Raw genomic sequence first — 17,010 nt, 5'->3', positions numbered from 1 at the left:
TCAGCCCGCCAGGATCTCGCCCGCCCAGCGTCCGTCGACGAGGGTGTAGTGCTGTCGCGTGCTCTGTCCGATCGGGTCACCGCGCCAAAACGTCAGCGTCACCGGGCGCAGACGGAAGCCGACCCAGCGGGCCGGCGGGGTCAGCTCGGGATGGGTGTCGTCGAAGTCGGCCCACAGGCGCTGCCGGGCGGCGGCGGGCAGCTGGGCGTTCTCGCGCGTGTTCATCCACGCCAGCAGCTGCAGGTAGCGCGAGCGCTCCGCGTACACCCGAGCCGCCTCGTCGGCGTTGACGCGCTGCACGACTCCGCGCACCACCAGCTGCCGGCCGATCTCGGGCCACGCGACGGCGACGGCGGCGACCGGGTTGGCGGCGAGTTCGGCGACCTTCGTGCTGGCGGAATCGGTGTGGAACGTCAGGCCCGCGGCATCCCGTTCGCTCACCAGCACGTGGCGTACCGACGGAAGGCCGTCGAGGCCGATCGTCGAGAGGGCGGCGAGGGGCCGCAGCTCGCTGTCGGGGGTCGGCAGCCACCGCACCATCAGGGCGAGGGGGTCATCGACGAGCGAATCGGTGTCGTCGACATCGGAACCGAATGTGGTGCCGGCCGTGATCATGGCCACCTCCGGGGAGCGCTGCGGGTAGGGCCGAGCGTAGAGAATCCGCGTTTCGGCGATGTTGCCGAGACGAACATTCGGCGAAACACGCACTTCGTACACTCCCCGCATGATCTCGCTGCCGCTCATCGACGCATGCCCCAAACGCATGGAGTACGGCCCGTGCGGCGGGGTCGGGTTCGACGGTTCGTGCGAGATCGACGCACAGCACCGCTGCCTCTTCGTGGATCGGCCCACCGTGCCTTGGACGGGGGTGGACCGCGTCGCTCGTCCCGCTACGGGTGCGCGGACGGCTGCGGCCGCCGACACCCTGGCCGCCCTCGGCACGCGTCCCTGGATCGTGGCCGACCTGCCCGCGCGGGCGCTGAGCGTGGCATCCCTCGACGCGTGCGCCGCGGCGCTCGCCGGGAACGTGGATGCCGTGCTCGCGGGCGACGCGGGAAGCGCGCGCGTGCAGTTCCCGCCGGCGTACCGTGCCCGCTTGCTGCACGAGCGGGGGCTGCGGGTGTGGACGGGACTGAACATGCGCGACCGCAACCGGGTCGCGATCGAGGGCGAGCTGGCGGCGCTGGCCGTGGAAGGCGTCGCGGGGGTGCACTGCGTGACCGGCGACCACACCCGCACCGGGCACCGGCCCGACGCCGCGCCCGTGTTCGACCTCGACTCGACCGAGGCCGCAGCACTCGCCCGCGCGGTCGGGCACGTCGTGTCGGTCGCCGCATCGCCGGCCGCGCCCCCCGTCGAGCGGCGCGCGGCGCGGCTGCGCGAGAAGGTGGACGCCGGGGCCGACGTGTGCTTCGTGAACCACGCCGGGGGCGCGGCGGCGGTGCGGCGGTTCATCGACGAGGTCGCCGCCGACGTGCGGTACATCCCCTGCGTGCCGGTGGTGGTGGATGCCGCCTCCGCCGACCTGCTGGAGTCGTTCACGACCCTGGTGCTCCCGCACGGGTTCCTGGCCCGCGTCCGGGGCGCTGCGGACCCGCGGGCCGAGGGCATCGCGCTGACGGTCGCGCTCGCCGAGGAGATGCTCGCGCTGCCCGGCGTGGTCGGCGTGAACCTGTCGGGTGGCCGCGAGGGCGGCGAGGAGGCGTTCGCCGAGGCCATGGCGGAGGTGGCGCGGCGCCTGCGCTGACCCGCCCGACGGGAGGTGTCGTCGGTGCCGCCCGGACGCGCGCCGTCTCCGTATCGGGCGTCCGCTTCGGCGTGGACACTCGGGTGCGCCTCGGGGCGATGGGCGTTGCGGATTCATAAAGTATGCGCGCATACTAAATGCATGCGCTCCCTTGCTTCCGCCACCCGCACGTCCTTCGCCCCTTGCTCGGCGTTCTACGCCCGATGGATCGACCACGACTCCTGGAGCGAGTGGTCTCCCGACACCGAGTGGGTGCGCCTCGACGGTCCGGTGCGGCAGGGGGCCCGCGGCATCCTGAAGCCGAAGGGCGGACCCCGCGTGTCCTTCGTCGTCGCCGAGGTCGAGACCGACCGCGTCTACACGGATGTCACGCGGATGCCGGGAACCCGACTGACCTTCCGGCACACCGTCGAGCCGGTCGGGACCGGGTCGTGGGTGACGGCAGAGGTGACGCTCGAGGGGCCGCTGTCGTGGCTGTGGGCACGCACCGCGTTCTCGGGGTTCGCGACCTCGGTGCCGGAAGACCTGGACCGACTCGTCGCCCTCGTGGAAACGTCATGACGTCGTGGATCGGGGTCGCCTCCGGTACGAGTTGCGACGCGGGCTGGTCGAGATCACCGATACCGACGCCGACGTCATCGCACGCGCGATGATCGAGGGATGACGACTCCGCTCGACAGCCGCTTCCCGTCCGGCGACGTCAGTCCCGGCTTTCTGCTGTGGCAGGTCACGAACCGGTGGCAGGCCGCCATCCGGCGGGCGCTCACTCCACACGATCTCACGCACGTGCAGTTCGTGCTGCTGGCGGTGCTCACGGACGACGACACTGACGAGGGCATGACGCAGGCGATGCTGAGCCAGCGCGCGGGCGCCGACCCGATGATGGTGTCGCAGGTGATCCGCGTCCTGGCCGAGCGCGACCTCGTCGAACGGCGTCAGGATGCCAACGACCGCCGCGCCGTGCGCGTGCGCGCCACTGCGGCAGGGCGTGAGCGGGCCCGCGAGGCGAACCGCGCCGTCGAGGACGTGGACGAGACGTTCTTCGGCGTCGGGGCTACGGCATCCCGCTCCCTCGTCGGGCACCTGGCCGAGGTGCTGGAGCGGTCGCGGGCCTAGTGGGCCTCGGCCGGGCCGGGCCGAACTCCTGAGAAATCGTCCGAGACGCGTCGATTCGGACGGCTCCGGGCCGGTTCGCGGCGTTTCTCAGGAGTTCGGCCCGCGTTGTGCGCCGCTCGGCCGCCCGACGGCCGCAACTCCGTCGCGCCGCCGGGCCGCGCGTCGGCGCTCAGCCGGAGAACGCGCGGGCCTGCGCGGCGGTAGCGACGGCGGCCGACACCGCCTCGGCGACGCGGTCGGTCTGGCGCAGCGACAGGGAGTCGGAGCGCGGGCGGGTGAAGGCACCCGCCTCGGTCGACGACGTGAACGGGCCGATTGCGAACAGGTTCGCGTGCGGGGTGCCGTCCCGCGCGATCACGCGACCGTCGGGGTCGACGTCGATGCGCCCGAGCGAGCCGGTGAAGCTCTCGTCGCTCACGTACACCTCGCGGCCGTGACGGGTGGCGAGCTCGCGCAGCGCCGGGTTGTCGCTCGCGGCGGCGCCGCTGCCGGGCAGCCACGCGTCGACCAGCGCCCGCGCGATGACCTCGCCGCCGACCCGCGGAGAGGATGCCACGAACCCGTCGTCCGAGACCCGCACCGACACGTCGGGTCCGAGGAACCGCACGATCCCGGCGTCGGCGAGGGCGAGGAGCTCCTCGAGCCGGTGCGCGGGCGGGCCGGAGGCGACGTAGCTGAAGAAGGTGTGCCAGGTCACGGGGAGGTCGACCGCGCGGGAGCGGGCGCTCCAGCGGTCGGTGGGGATGTCGGCCAGCGCCAGGAACGACATCAGGGTCGTCAGGAACAGTGCCTGCGACGTGCTGCGCTCCGGCGCGGTACGCAGGTGCAGGTCTTCGACGATGTGGCGGCGCACGCGGTCGTGCGCGGCGCGGGAATCCTCGAAGGTCTGCCCGGCGAGGGGCAGGTCGAGCGCCGGCACGTCGAACCGGTCGAGCGGATCGGGGACGACCTCGGCGACCGCGCGGCGCAGTGCGTCGGTGTCGCCGTCGACTTCGCGCAGGGTCTCGCGGAACTGGCCCCAGGGCACGAGCACGCGCTCGGGGTGCCCGGTGAACAGCTCGCGGTAGTGGCCCCACACGAGCTCCCGGGCGATGAGCGGCCACACGTCGACGAGGAAATCGACCGGGCCGGGGCGCGAGAGCAACGTGGCGATCGCGGCCGCCGTCAGCACCTCGCGGACGGGTGGGTCGCCGCGTAGCTCCGACGACACCTTCGAGCGATACGGCACCCCGCGACGCGAGCCGAGGTGCAGCCGCGGTTCGAGACCGGAGGGCTCGTAGCGCAGCGTCCCGTCCGGTGCCGGTGAGAAGCGGCCGCCGCGTCCCTCGGCCAGCAGCACGATGGCATCCACCGCCGCCAACCCCATGCCGCGCACGATCACGTCGTCGCCGGGCGCGAGAACGGAGAGGTCGGCGTCGGCGGTGAACGCCGGCGGTACGTACGTCAGGCCCGCCCGCGCGGCGGCGTCGATCAGCTCGACCGTTTCACCGACCGGCTCGCGCCCGTTGTGCCCGAGCGCGTAGACGACGATGTCGGCGGGCAGACGGATGCCGTCGTCCAGAGCTACTTCGTATCCCTCGACCGTGTCGTCCACCCACTGCACGGTGCCCGGCCGATACTGCACCTCGACGCCCGGCGGGGCGATCGCGACGGTCCGCCGCCAGAACCAGTCGAGGTACGCGCTCTGCAGCCGCCGGGTGGGGAAGCTGTCACCGCGGAGCGCGCGGAGCTCGGCATCCAGGTCGGGATCATCGATCTCGGCGTCGGGGATGCGGCCGTCGCGCACCCGCTCGGCCCACTCGATGAGCGACGGGCCCGAGCGCACGGGGCCCGAGATGGTCGAGGTCTCGTCAGTGAAGACGGTGACGTCGCGCGCCATCGAGTTGAGCTTCAGCAGCGGCGACTGGGCGCGCCGCCAGATGCGTCCCGCGCCGGGCGGGTAGGGGTCGACGAGCGTGATGTGCAGCGGGGGACTGGCCGCGCGGGTGCGGCGCGCGAGCAGACGCTCGACGAGCATCACCGCGCGCGGACCCGCGCCGACGATCACGAGGTCGGTCACGGCACGGGCACCGGATCGGAGACGGGCGGCAGCCCCAACAGGTCGTGCAGCGTCGCGCCGTCGTCGTACGAGCGCCGGTACGACCCGCGCTCCTGCAGCAGGGGCACCACCCGGTCGGCGAACTCGTCGATGCCGTGCGGGGTGACGTGCCCGACGACGGTGAAGCCGTCGGTCGCGCGCTCCTGCACGTAGCGGTCGATCTCGGATGCCACGTGCTCCGGTGTCCCGACGAAGGTGTGCTTCGCGGTCAAGCGGATGACGAGCTCGCGGATGCTGAGGTTCTCGGCGACCGCCTGCTCGCGCAGCTGGCCGACGCGGGCCCGGATCGCCGCGTGGCGGCCGGCGAAGCCCTGCGCGGTCTCGACGCCGGTGTCGGGCTCGATGTCGGGGAGCGGACCGTCGGCGTCGTACCCGCTGAGGTCGCGGTTCCAGATCTGCTCGAGGTAGGTGATCGCCGTCTGCGGCCGCACCTGCTGCAGGGCGATCTCGCGCGAGCGCTCGCGGGCCTCGTCGGCGGTGTCGCCGAGCACGAAGGTGGCCGCGGGCAGGATCTTCAGCGAGTCCTCGTCGCGGCCGTTCGCCGCCAGACGCCCCTTCACGTCGCGGTAGAACTGCTGCGCATCGTCGAACGCCGTGTGCATCGAGAAGACGACGTCGGCGTGCTCGGTGGCGAAGTCGCGGCCGTCGGGGGAGTCCCCGGCCTGCACGATCACGGGGCGGCCCTGCGGCGACCGCGGAACGTCGAAGACCGCGTCGACGTCGAACAGGCGCGATTCGTGCCGCACCCGCGCGACGGCGTCCTCCCGCAGGAACTCGCCGGTGTCGGCATCCGCCACGATCGCGTCGTCGCGCCACGACGACCACAGGGCCTTCGACAGCGCCGCGAACTCCGCCGCCCGGACGTACCGGTCGGCGTGGTCGAGGTAGCCGCCGCGGCGGAAGTTCGCGCCGTGGAAGGCGTCGGAGCTGGTCACGGCATTCCACCCGGCGCGCCCGTTCGACAGGAGGTCGAGGGTGCCGAGCTGACGGGCGAGCTCGTAGGGCTCGTTGAAGGTCGTGTTGAGCGTGCCGACGAGGCCGATGTGCTCGGTCACCGCGGCCAGGGCGGTGAGGATCGCGAGCGTGTTCGGGCGGCCGGCGACGTCGAGGTCGTGCAGCTGCCCGCGGTGCTCGCGCAGACGCAGCCCCTCGGCGAGGAAGAGGTAGTCGAAGAAGCCGCGCTCGGCGGTGCGGGCGAAGTACTCGAACGACGCGAAGTCGATCTGGCTGCCCGCGGTCGGGTCGGTCCAGACCGTGGTGTTGTTCACGCCCGGGAAGTGCGCGGCGAGGTGGATCTGGCGGCGGGTCATGCGCCGACCTCCTGACGGGCGTATCGACTGGCGAGGCGGGGCAGTCCGACGCGTTCGCGTAGCGTCGGCGCCCCGTCGTCGGGGAGCAGGATGCCGGCGGCCGCCGCACGCGGCACGACCCGGTCGGCGATGGCCTCGAGGTCGGCCGGAAGGCGCGCGGGCCGCAGGCGCACCCCGTCGACGCCGGCGTCTGCCAACGCACGCAGCTCGTCGACGACGTCGTCGGGGGTGCCCACCACCACGCGGGCGTCGGTCGCGAGCGTCGCGCGCTCCTGCAGGCGCTCCCAGGCCGAGGCGGCCGCGGCCGGGGTCTCTTCGACGAGCACGAGCAGATCGGCGAACACGCGCAGCGGCTCGTCGAGCGCGCGCACCGCGTCCGCGGCATCCGCGATCTCGCTCAGGATGCCGGCGACCGCCGCCGCGTCGGAGGGGGTGACGTACACGAGGTCGGCGTGCTCGGCCGCGAGGCGGTACGGCACCGTCTGGTGGGCGAGCGCGGTGATGAGCGGCGTGCCCTGCGGGGAGCGCGGCACGATCGAGGCGCCCGTGATCGAGAAGAACTCGCCCGCGAACTCGACGTTGTGCACGCGGTCGCGGTCGAGGAACTTCCCCGTCTCGAGGTCGCGGACGATCGCGTCGTCCTCCCACGAGTCGGCGAGGCGGCGGATGACGTCGGCGACCTCACCCGCCTCACGGAAGGCGGCGACGATCGCAGGGTCGTCCTCGATCCGTCCCGACGCGGGGCGCACGGTGGGGCCGTCGGCGCGGCGGCCGAAGTTCGCGCGCTCCTGCGGCGTCGATCCGGCGACGATCCGCACCCCGGCACGGCCGCGGCTGACGTGGTCGAGGGTCTGCAGGCCCGTGGCGAGGTGGAAGGGCTCGGGGTGCGCGGTGGTCACGGTCGGCACGAGGCCCAGGCGGCGCGTGGCCGGAGCCAGGAACGACGCCACCAGCACCGCGTCGAGGCGCCCCCGGGCGCGGTCGCGCCGGGTCTCGGCATCCGGCTCGAACGAGCGCCCGCCGAGCGAGAGGGCGTCTTCGATCGTGGCGAAGAGGATGCCGCCGCTGTCGGCGATCGCGGCGAGATCGCGCCAGTACCGCGCCGACGTGAGCTCGCTGGGCCGGGCCGACGGCTCGCGCCAGGCGGCCGGATGCCAGCCGGCACCGTCGAGGGCGACGGCGAGGTGGATGCGGTCGGGCATCGGGGGATCCCTTCGCGGCGGGCCGATCCCGCCGAGACGCCCACTGTGCCGCCGCGGTCGCAGGTACACAATCACGGGCGTAACGCAGCGCCGCGAGACGTCATTGTTACGCCGCGCTCCCCGCTTTGTTGAGTGTCCAAGACACGCCGCAACTCAGCTCGGGGTTACGGCGTGTCTTGGACACTCAACAGAGCTGGGCGGGGCGCGAGCGCGGCGGGACGCTCTTTCGCGCGCTTGTTCGTGACGCCCCGCGACGCGTCGTGACGGACGGTGACGCATCGCGACAGAGCGTGTCGTCGGAGGTGACCCCGCCTTCGGTCCCGCCTATGTTCGGCCGGAGCCCACCGTATCCGCTTCCCACCGAGAGGTCCGCCCATGAGCGCTCCCACCGCGATCGCCCCGTCGACGGGTCTGTCCGCTCTGCTGGACGACGTCCGCGCCGAGGCGCCGGGTATCGAGGTGCGCCCGCCGTCCGCCGAGACGACCGCGTTCGCGTACGACGCCGCCACCGCGCCCCGGCACGGGGCCGCAGGGCTCGACGGGCCCGCGGTGGCTTTCCCCGCGTCGGCGGAGCAGGTGCAGCAGCTCGTACGTCTCGCCGCCCGCCACGGGGTGAGCGTCGTCCCCCGGGGTGCCGGCACCGGCCTCTCCGGCGGTGCCTCGGCTCACGCCGACCAGCTCGTGATCACGACCGAGCGCCTGAACCGCATCGTCGAGGTCTCGCCCGCCGACGAGGTCGCGGTCGTCGAGCCCGGCGTGCTCAACGCCGCCCTCAACGACCACCTCGCCCCTCTCGGCCTCTTCTACGCCCCCGACCCCGCCAGCTGGCGCATCTCGACGATCGGCGGCAACATCGCCACCAACGCCGGGGGCCTGCGCTGCGCCAAGTACGGCGTCACACGCGAGTCGGTGCTCGCCCTCGACGTCGTGCTCGCCGACGGCAGCCTCGTCTCGATCGGCCACCGCTCGATCAAGGGCGTCACCGGACTCGACCTCGTCTCGCTGTTCGTGGGATCGGAGGGGGTGCTCGGCATCGTCGTGCGCGCGACCGTGCGCATCCGACCGCTGCCCGTCGCCCGTCGTACGGTGACGGCGTTCTTCGACTCCACGGCGGCCGGAGCCGCCGGAATCGGCGCCATCACCGCGTCGCGCGTGCGCCCGAGCGTCATCGAGTTCCTCGACGAGCCCACCCTCGACGCCATCGACGCGGCGAACGCTTCCGGACTGCGTGCCCGCGGGGCGTCGCTGCTGCTCATCGAGCTCGACGGCTTCGGCATCGACGAGCAGACCGCCGAACTGACCATCGCCCTCGAGGCCGCTGGCGCGCGGGTCGAGACCGAGGGCGATGCGGACGCCCAGTTGCTGTGGGAACTGCGCCGGGCGGGCCGTCGCCTCGGCGAGGGGTCCTGGTTCGTCGCCGGTGACATCGCCGTGCCCAAGTCGCGCATCGCCGAGGTCTTCGCCGGTTTCCCCGAGATCGAGGCCCGCTACGGCGTCGCCGTGAGCGCGGTCTCCCACGCCGGCGACGGCAACCTGCATCCCGTCATCACCCTGCCGATCCCGGCCGGTGCCGATCCTTCTGCGGTGCCCAGGGTGCTGCACGACGCGGCAGACGACCTCGTGCGTGCGGCGCTCGCGGTCGGCGGCACCGTCAGCGGTGAGCACGGCATCGGCACGGTCAAGCGCGAGCTCGCCGCCGAAGAGCTCGCCGAACGTGTGCGCGTCGCACAGCTCGCGATCAAGAACGCGCTCGACCCAGCCGGTCTGTTCAACCCCGGAAAAGCCCTGTAACCCGATCTCCTCACCGCACAAGGACCCCCATGACCGCTCGCCTCCGACGCCTTCTCGGCGTCGCCTCCGCCCTTACCGTCGGAGCCGTCCTGCTCAGCGGGTGCGGTGCCGGAACCTCCGCCGCCCCGGCCGAGAGCTCGACCCCCAAGCCCGGCGGCGATCTGGTGTTCCTCATCGACTCTCTCGGTGCCACCTGGATCCCGAACAACAGCTCCATCTCGAGCTACCAGGGCCACATCTGGGGCCACCTCACCGACAAGCTCGTCTACGTCGACGCCGAGGGAAACCTCAGCCCGTGGATCGCGAAGAGCTGGGACGAGAACGCCGACAAGACCGAATTGACGCTGCACCTGAAGGACGGCGTGACGTTCTCCGACGGCACGCCTCTGGATGCCGCCGCGGTCGTCGCCAACATCGACATCTGGGCCAAGGGGCGCCCCGACGAGGGCATCAACCGCATCGGCCTGTTCCCCTCGGCCAACTACGTGGGGGCGGAGGCCGTGGATGCCACGACGGTGAAGGTGTCGTTCGCAGCCCCGACGCTGAGCTTCATCCCGACCCTGGCCTATCACGGCTCGATCCTCATCTCGCCGGCCACTCTCGCCCTGCCCGCGGACCAGCAGGCCGACCTGACGAAAGACATCGGCAGTGGTCCCTTCGTCGTCGAGAAGGTCGCCGACGGCGACAGCGTCGTGCTGAAGAAGCGCGACGACTACGACTGGGGTCCGGAGGCCATCGGCCACGAGGGCCCCGCCTACCTCGACACGATCACGTACAAGCAGGTCGCCGAGCCGACGCTGCGCACCGCCTCGGTCGAGTCCGGCCAGGCGCAGGTGGCGTACAACGCCAGCCCGCAAGACCTCGAGGCCCTCAAGCAGGAGGGGCTGACCGTCGAGACCCCCCGCTACCTCGGGTTCGTCAACGGCTACGCGCTGAACACCTCGGTCGCGCCCTTCGACGACATTAAGGTGCGCCAGGCGGTGCAGCACGGCATCGACCGTGACGAGATCCTCTCGACCGTCTACACCGACGACTGGTTCGCGGCGGAGTCGTTCATTCAGAGCACGGTGCCCGAGGCGACCGACCACAGCGCCGACTTCGCCTACGACCCCGACAAGGCTGCGGCACTGCTCGATGAGGCGGGCTGGGCGAAGGGGTCCGACGGCGTCCGCACGAAGAACGGCCAGAAGCTGTCGTTCACGCTCTACCCCAACCCCTACCTGCAGGCCTCGCAGTCGGTCGACGAGCTCGTCGACCAGCAGCTGACCAGCCTCGGGTTCGACGTGAACCTCGAGACCTACGACGTGCCGACGTACGGCCAGAAGGTCATCGGCAACGCCACGATCCCGGCGACCGAGATCACGCGCAGCTTCGTCGACGTCGGAACCGTCGCGGGCGTGCTCACCTCGCAGAAGAAGGGCGACGAGGACTGGTTCAAGGTGGGGACCTCGGATGCCACGCTGAACGACCTGTCGACCAGGATCGCCACCGCCACCGACCGCGATGCCCGCGCGAAGGTCGCCGACGAGCTGCAGGGCTACGTGCTCGATCAGGGCTACTTCGTGCCGCTCACGCAGATCGTGCAGCGCGTCTACGTGCAGTCCCCCGAGGTCAGCGGCGTCACGTACAACGGCCTCGCCTACGCGTACTACCTGGACGCCTGGCTGAACGGCTGATCCCGATGGGGGTGGATGCCATGGCATCCACCCCCATCGGCTCACCGACACGAGAGGAGAGAGCATGCTCCGCACCTACGGCGGCTTCGCGCTGCGGCGCACCGGTCAAGCGATCGTCGTCGTGCTGCTGGCGTATCTGTTCACGTTCTTCGTGCTCAGCATTTTGCCCGGCGACCCGATCTCGAGCATCCTGCGCACGCCCGACGCGGGCTTCACCGAAGACGACATCGCCCGCATCGTGGCCTACTACGGCCTCGACCAGCCCTGGTGGGTGCAGCTCGGGGCCTCGCTCGGACGCTTCGTCATCGGCGACCTCGGCGTCTCGCTGCGATCGAACCTGCCGGTGAGCACCCTCGTGCTCGACGCGCTCGGCTCCACCCTCAGCCTCGCGGCCGTCGCTCTGCTGGTGGCCATCGTGCTCGCCGTCGCGATCGCGTACGGCACGCAATTCATTCCCGCACGCTTCGGCCAGGGCGTGGTGCGCTCGCTGCCCTCGCTCTTCCTGTCGGTGCCCAACTTCGTCATCGGCCTGCTGCTCATCCACGTGTTCGCGTTCGGTCTCGGGCTGTTCAGCATGATCGACACCGAGACCCCCTGGGGCACGTTCTTCGCGGCGGTGGCACTCGGCATCCCGGTGTCTGCGCAGCTCGCGGAAGTGCTCATCGCCTCGCTCGACCACGAGTCGCGGCAGGAGTACGTCGCGGTCGCCCGCTCGCGGGGCCTCCGCCAGGGGGCGCTCTTCGCACGCCACCTCGTGAAGCCCTCGGCGCTGCCGACCGTGACCGTGCTCGCGCTCATCGTCGGCGAACTGCTCGGCGGCGCGCTCATCACCGAGGCGATCTTCGGCCGCGTCGGCATCGGCACCCTCGTCGAGCAGGCCGTCGCCAGCCAGGACCTCCCGGTGCTGCAGGCGGTCGTCTCGCTCGCGGCCATCGTGTTCGTCGTCGTGAACCTGCTCGCCGACCTCGCCTACCCCCTGCTCGACCCCCGCGTGTCCATCGGCTCGCGCACCGCGGCGGTCGCGTCCCGGACGGAGCCCGCGCCGCTGCTGCGCGAGGAGGTGAGCATCGTATGACCGCGCTCGTCTCGCCGTCGCGCCCCGCGATCGCCCGGGTCCGTGGCATCCGTCTCGCCGTCCCGGTCGGTGTCGTCGTGTCGTTCGCGGTCGTGGCCGTGGTGCTCGCCTTCTCGGTCGCGCCGACCCTTTTCACGTCGCAGAATCCCGCGCAGGGCGTGCCGGCCGACAAGCTGCAGCCGCCGAGCGTCGCGCACCTGCTCGGCACCGACCACCTCGGCCGCGACCTGTTCGCGCGCATCGTTTTCGGCGCGCAGTCGTCGGTGACGAGCGCCCTGGTCGCCGTCGCGATCGGCGTCGTCGTCGGCGGGCTCATCGGCCTGCTCGCCGGGTTCCTCGGGTCGTGGACCGACACCGTGCTCGCCCGCTTCGTCGACGTGCTGCTGGCGATCCCGGCGTTCCTGCTCGCGGTCGTCATCGTCAGCTCCCTGGGTTTCCAGACCATCAACGCCGCGATCGCCACCGGCGTCTCGGCCGTCGCCGTGTTCGCGCGGGTCATGCGCTCCGAGGTGCTGCGGGTGCGCTCGTCGGTGTTCGTCGAGGCGGCGCGGCTGCAGGGCGGATCGAGCCTGCACGTGCTGTTCCGGCACGTCCTGCCCAATGCCTCGCGCTCGCTCATCCCGCTCGCCGTGCTGCAGTTCGGCCTGTCGATCCTCGTCATCGCGGGACTCGCCTTCCTCGGCTACGGCGATCCGCCCCCGGCATCCGACTGGGGTCTGCTCATCTCGGCCGGCAAGGACTACCCGCGCGCGCCGTGGCTCGTCGTGTGGCCGGCGCTCGTCACGGTGGCGACCGTGCTGTCGATCAACCGCATCAGCCGGTGGCTTCGGAGGACGTCATGACCCTCACTCTTCCCCTGCGCCCCGACACGTCTCCCGCGACCGCCCTCCTGCGCGTCGACGGTCTCACGGTGGCCTACGGCCGCACCCCCGTGGTGCACGACGTGTCGTTCTCGATCCCGGCCGGGGGCAGCCTCGCCCTCATCGGCGAGTCGGGCTCGGGCAAGTCGACGATCGCGCGGTCGGTGCTGCGGCTGCTGCCGCGCGCCACCGGACGGGCGCGCGGGCGCGTGGAGTTCGGCGGCGACGAGCTGCTCGGGCTGAGCGAGGCGCGGTTCCGCCCCTTCCGCGGCCGGCGCATCGGCTTCGTACCGCAGGATCCCTCGCACGCGCTCAACCCCGTGCGCACCGTCGGTTCGCAGGCGCACGAAGCGGCTGAGCTGGCGGGGATCACGGATGCCGACGCCCGGCGCGAAGCCATCCTCGAGGTCTTCGCCCGCGTCGGCCTGCCCGACCCGGGTCGGGTCTACGGCTCGTACCCGCACCAGCTCTCCGGCGGCATGCTGCAGCGCGTGCTCATCGGGCTCGCGGTGCTGCCGAAGCCCGAGCTGCTCGTCGCCGACGAGCCCACCAGCGCGCTCGACGTCACCATCCAGAAGCGCATCCTCGACCTGCTCGGAGAGCTGCGCGCCGAGCTCGGCATCGGTCTGCTCCTCATCACGCACGACCTCGCGATCGCCGCCGAGCGCACCGACGAGATCGTCGTGCTCAAGGATGGGCGGGTGCAAGAGGCGGGGCGCACGCGCGAGGTTTTCCAGGCGCCGACCTCGCCCTACACGCTGCAGCTGCAGGCCGACGCCCCGGCGCTCAACCCCGACCGCTACCGGCATGCCGACGGGCGCGGGGTCGACGCGTGGACCATCGATACCACCGCGACCCGCATCGAGGTGCGGGAGGTCTCCAAGAGCTTCGTGGTCGACGGGTCCGAGCGCGCGGCGGTATCGGCGGTGTCGTTCCGCGTGCCGCCGGGCACGACCCACGCCCTCGTGGGGGAGTCGGGCTCGGGCAAGACCACCACGGTACGGCTGCTGCTGGGCCTGGAGACCCCCGACGCCGGCGAGATCCTCATCGACGGCAAACCCGCGACCGGGCGCACCGAGGCGGAGCTCCGCGGCATCCGTCGCCACCTCCAGCTCGTGTACCAGAACCCCTTCACCTCGCTGGATCCCACGTGGAGCGTCGGGCGCATCGTCCGTGAACCCCTCGACCGCTACCGCGTCGGCACGCGGGCCGAGCGGTCGGCGAAGGTCGCCGCGGCCCTGGATGCCGTGGGCCTGTCGTCGCAGCTCACCCGCCGTCGCCCCGACGCGCTGTCGGGCGGTCAGCGTCAGCGCGTCGCGATCGCACGCGCCCTGGTGCTCGAACCCGACGTCATCGTGCTCGACGAGCCCACCTCGGCGCTCGACGTGACGGTGCAGGCGGGGGTGTTCGACGTACTCCGCCGGCTGCAGCGCGAACGCGGCCTGACCTACCTCTTCGTCTCGCACGATCTCGCGCTCGTGCGGCAGATCGCCGACACGGTCTCGGTGCTCAAAGACGGACGGGTTATCGAGGCCGGGCGCGTGGCCGACGTGCTCTCGCACCCGCGCGAGGAATACACGCGGGCCCTCGTCGACGCGATCCCCACCCCCGACCTCCGGAGTCCCCGATGAGCGTTCTCGCCCCCTCCCGTCCTGCGCTCGTGCAGGCTTTCACGGCGCCGAAGGGGTTCGGCGACCAAACCCTGCGCGACCGCCGCGCCGATGCGATCGAGCTGCTGGGCGGCATCCCGGACCCCTCCGTGCTGCCGAGCGCCGAGCTCGCCGAGGCGACCGCCCGGGTGCTCGGTCGGGCCGGTGCGCCGTCGCTGCAGTACTCGCGCACCGAGGGCATCCCCGCCCTGCGCGAGTGGATCGCCGCGCACGAGGGCGTGCCCGTGGAGCGCGTGCTCGTGACCAACGGCGGCTTCCACGGCCTCGCGATCGCGGTGCAGACGGTGCTCGAGCGTGGCGATCTCGTCGCTGTCGACAACCCGGTGTTCCCGCTGTTCTTGCGCGGCCTCGAGCTCGCCGACGCGCGCGTGCTGCCCATCCGCGTCGGCGCCGACGGGCTCGACGTCGACGCCCTGGCATCCGAGCTGCGCGCCGGCGCGCGCCCGGCCGCGGTGTACACGGTGCCGGAGTTCCACAACCCCTCGCAGTCGTCGCTGCCCACAGCCCGGCGTCGGGAACTCGTGGATCTCGCCGAGAAGTACGGCTTCGTCGTGTTCGCCGACGACCCGTACCGCGAGCTGCGCTTCCACGGCGAGCCCGAGTCGCTCGCGCCGTTCCACGACTCCGACCACGTCATCCACGTCAACACCTTCACCAAGACCCTCGGCCCGGGTCTGCGCCTGGGCTGGGTCGTGCTGCCCGAGCGCCTGATTCCGGATGCCGTGGCCCTGCGCAGCCGCCAGGATTCGCACTCGTCGACTCTCGTGCAGGCGGTGGTCGCCGAGCTGCTGACGAGCGACGCCGGACTGTTCCCGCGCGTCTTGGGGGCGGCGCGGGAGCTGTACCGGTCGCGGGCGCACGCTCTGGCCGAGGCGCTCACGGCATCCGGCTTCTTCGACGTCACGGTGCCCGACGGCGGGCTGTTCCTGTGGCCGCGTCTGACCGACGACTCCCTGGATGCCGACCGCCTCGCCGCCGACGCAAGCGCCGAGGGCGTGGAGTACCAGCGCGGATCGTTCTTCCCCTCGGGCCCCGGGACGGATGCCGACCGGCACCTGCGCCTCGCCTACGGCGACACCGACGAGTCGTTGCTGCGCGAGGCCGCGGCACGGCTGGCCCGGGCGGTGGCGCGGCAGCGCTGAGGGGGTGGCGGGTGGCGCGGGTTCTGCGGCGCCGCGGGTGCGCTGGTCGTGCGGGGCGCGGGTTCGGCGCCGCGGGTGCGCTCGCTCCGTGATGTGCGCAACTTCGCGTGATTTGCGGGTGTGGGGGCGGAGGTTGTGCGCATCGCGGAGGTTGTGCGCGGGATGCCGCGGCGGGTCACGGCATCCTGGATCCGGGTGTCAACGAGGGGACGGCGCCCACCCGAGCAGCGGCCCCAACCGCCCGGCGATGTCCTCCAGGATCTGCGCGTAGTCGTCGGGCTCGAAGGCGAAAGGCAGCGCGAACGCCACCTCGTCGACCTGCGGGAACGACCGCGACGACAGCAGCCGCTCCGCGATCTGCTCCGACGTGCCGACGAGATCCTCGGCGAACAGCAGCCCCCGCGGACCCTGAGGGATGCCGACGCGCCCCCGCCGTGACTCCGCGTACGCCTCATAGCGTCGGCGCTGCGCGGGCGTCGCTGAGTCGGTCGGTACGACGACGAGACCCTGCGACACCCGGGCGTTCTCGCCATCGGGGTGCGTCTCACGGTACAGGCGGATCTGCGCGTCCTGCTCGACGTCGAAGTCGGTCGAGTGCACCGACTGGATGACGCTGCTGGTCAGCAGATGGAAACCGTTCTCGGCGGCCCAGGTGGTGGATGCCGGGCTCCCGGCGCCGTACCAGAGGCGACCGGCGAGACCCGCGGCGTGGGGCTCGACGCGCTCCGAGTACTCCTCGATGCCCTCGGTGCCCGAGAACGGACTGACCCGCTCACCCGCGAGGAAGCGGCGCAGGCGCGCGAGGCGCTCGTAGCCGAAGTCCTCCTGGTCGGCGGTGTCGGGGTACAGCGCGGGGGCGATCTCGTCGTAGCGTCGCGGAGCCCCGACCGAGAAGCCGGGCTCCAGCCGCCCGCCGGTGAGCACATCGACCGTCGCGAGGTCTTCCGCCAGGCGCAGCGGGTTCTCCCACCCCAGCGGGATCACCGCGGTGCCCAGGCGGATGCGGCTCGTGCGCTGGGATGCCGCCGCGAGCACCGCGACCGGCGACGAGATGCCGTACTGCAGGTGCCGGTCGCGCAGCCACGCGCTGTCGAAGCCGAGGCGCTCGCCGCGCTCGATGATCGAGAGGGTCGTCTCGTGCCCGGCCCGCGGGTTCTCGCGGTCGAAGAGGCCGATGGTGAGGAATCCGAGGGAGCGCAGCGGCCGGGTCACCCTCGTCACGCTAACGGCGTCGCCGACCGGGAGGGGGTCGCGGCGTCACGGTCCGTCATCGCGGGTTCCGGCCCCCGCCCGGGCTGAACGGAAAGCGCGAACACTCAGGAT

The 17,010-nt window shown here is 72.1% G+C and carries 14 protein-coding genes; 9 read left to right on the top strand and 5 right to left on the bottom strand.

Annotation, left to right across the window (positions count from 1 at the left end):
* On the bottom strand, positions 1 to 615 hold the full coding sequence (locus QE412_RS11630) for a pyridoxamine 5'-phosphate oxidase family protein (RefSeq protein WP_307483775.1): 615 nt from the start codon (positions 613 to 615) through the stop codon (positions 1 to 3).
* A 109-nt stretch (positions 616 to 724) separates the two neighbouring features.
* On the opposite strand from QE412_RS11630, the gene QE412_RS11625 reads away from it, so the two are divergent.
* The 3 genes from QE412_RS11625 (at position 725) to QE412_RS11615 (ending at position 2,863) form a co-directional block, all read left to right on the top strand.
* Positions 725 to 1,747: a methylenetetrahydrofolate reductase C-terminal domain-containing protein gene (locus QE412_RS11625; protein WP_307483772.1), complete on the top strand. Its 1,023-nt coding sequence runs from the start codon at positions 725 to 727 to the stop codon at positions 1,745 to 1,747.
* Positions 1,748 to 1,888: 141 nt separating this feature from the next.
* Complete coding sequence (locus QE412_RS11620) at positions 1,889 to 2,308, top strand: SRPBCC family protein (RefSeq protein WP_307483769.1); 420 nt, start codon at positions 1,889 to 1,891, stop codon at positions 2,306 to 2,308.
* Between the two features lie 99 nt (positions 2,309 to 2,407).
* A complete protein-coding gene (locus tag QE412_RS11615; protein WP_307483767.1) occupies positions 2,408 to 2,863 on the top strand; it encodes a MarR family winged helix-turn-helix transcriptional regulator in 456 nt (151 codons plus the stop codon).
* 169 nt (positions 2,864 to 3,032) lie between these two features.
* Here the strand turns inward: QE412_RS11615 and QE412_RS11610 are convergent, their stop codons facing one another.
* From QE412_RS11610 to QE412_RS11600, 3 genes are read right to left on the bottom strand one after another with little or no spacing between them, the layout of a single operon-like run.
* Positions 3,033 to 4,922, bottom strand: a complete 1,890-nt coding sequence (locus QE412_RS11610) for an FAD/NAD(P)-binding protein (protein WP_307483765.1) — start codon at positions 4,920 to 4,922, stop codon at positions 3,033 to 3,035.
* On the bottom strand, positions 4,919 to 6,271 hold the full coding sequence (locus QE412_RS11605) for an NtaA/DmoA family FMN-dependent monooxygenase (RefSeq protein WP_307483763.1): 1,353 nt from the start codon (positions 6,269 to 6,271) through the stop codon (positions 4,919 to 4,921). The genes QE412_RS11610 and QE412_RS11605 overlap by 4 nt, the downstream gene beginning before the upstream one ends.
* Complete coding sequence (locus tag QE412_RS11600; protein WP_307483762.1) at positions 6,268 to 7,473, bottom strand: LLM class flavin-dependent oxidoreductase; 1,206 nt, start codon at positions 7,471 to 7,473, stop codon at positions 6,268 to 6,270. The genes QE412_RS11605 and QE412_RS11600 overlap by 4 nt, the downstream gene beginning before the upstream one ends.
* A 375-nt stretch (positions 7,474 to 7,848) precedes the next feature.
* Between QE412_RS11600 and QE412_RS11595 the strand changes: the two genes are divergently transcribed.
* The 6 genes from QE412_RS11595 to QE412_RS11570 all read left to right on the top strand — a co-directional run bounded on the left by QE412_RS11595 (position 7,849) and on the right by QE412_RS11570 (position 15,687).
* A complete protein-coding gene (locus QE412_RS11595) occupies positions 7,849 to 9,264 on the top strand; it encodes an FAD-binding oxidoreductase (protein WP_307483761.1) in 1,416 nt (471 codons plus the stop codon).
* Positions 9,265 to 9,293: 29 nt separating this feature from the next.
* Entirely contained in the window at positions 9,294 to 10,940 is a 1,647-nt protein-coding gene (locus tag QE412_RS11590; protein WP_307483759.1) for an ABC transporter substrate-binding protein, read from the top strand.
* A gap of 64 nt (positions 10,941 to 11,004) precedes the next feature.
* The gene (locus QE412_RS11585) at positions 11,005 to 12,015 is read left to right on the top strand and encodes an ABC transporter permease (RefSeq protein WP_307483755.1); all 1,011 of its coding nucleotides are present in this window, start codon (positions 11,005 to 11,007) and stop codon (positions 12,013 to 12,015) included.
* Entirely contained in the window at positions 12,012 to 12,857 is an 846-nt protein-coding gene (locus QE412_RS11580) for an ABC transporter permease (RefSeq protein ID WP_307483753.1), read from the top strand. The genes QE412_RS11585 and QE412_RS11580 overlap by 4 nt, the downstream gene beginning before the upstream one ends.
* Entirely contained in the window at positions 12,854 to 14,506 is a 1,653-nt protein-coding gene (locus tag QE412_RS11575; protein WP_307483750.1) for a dipeptide ABC transporter ATP-binding protein, read from the top strand. Before QE412_RS11580 ends, QE412_RS11575 begins: the two co-directional genes overlap by 4 nt.
* Positions 14,503 to 15,687: an aminotransferase-like domain-containing protein gene (locus QE412_RS11570; protein WP_307483748.1), complete on the top strand. Its 1,185-nt coding sequence runs from the start codon at positions 14,503 to 14,505 to the stop codon at positions 15,685 to 15,687. The genes QE412_RS11575 and QE412_RS11570 overlap by 4 nt, the downstream gene beginning before the upstream one ends.
* A 198-nt stretch (positions 15,688 to 15,885) precedes the next feature.
* Here the strand turns inward: QE412_RS11570 and QE412_RS11565 are convergent, their stop codons facing one another.
* Positions 15,886 to 16,908, bottom strand: coding sequence for an LLM class flavin-dependent oxidoreductase (locus QE412_RS11565; RefSeq protein ID WP_307483745.1), 1,023 nt, complete (start codon positions 16,906 to 16,908; stop codon positions 15,886 to 15,888).
* Positions 16,909 to 17,010: the final 102 nt, after the last annotated feature.

Source organism: Microbacterium trichothecenolyticum, assembly GCF_030818955.1.
GTDB lineage: Bacteria > Actinomycetota > Actinomycetes > Actinomycetales > Microbacteriaceae > Microbacterium > Microbacterium trichothecenolyticum_B.
The sequence above is the reverse complement of the archived record's forward strand: the minus strand, read 5'-3'. Positions and strand labels throughout refer to the sequence as shown.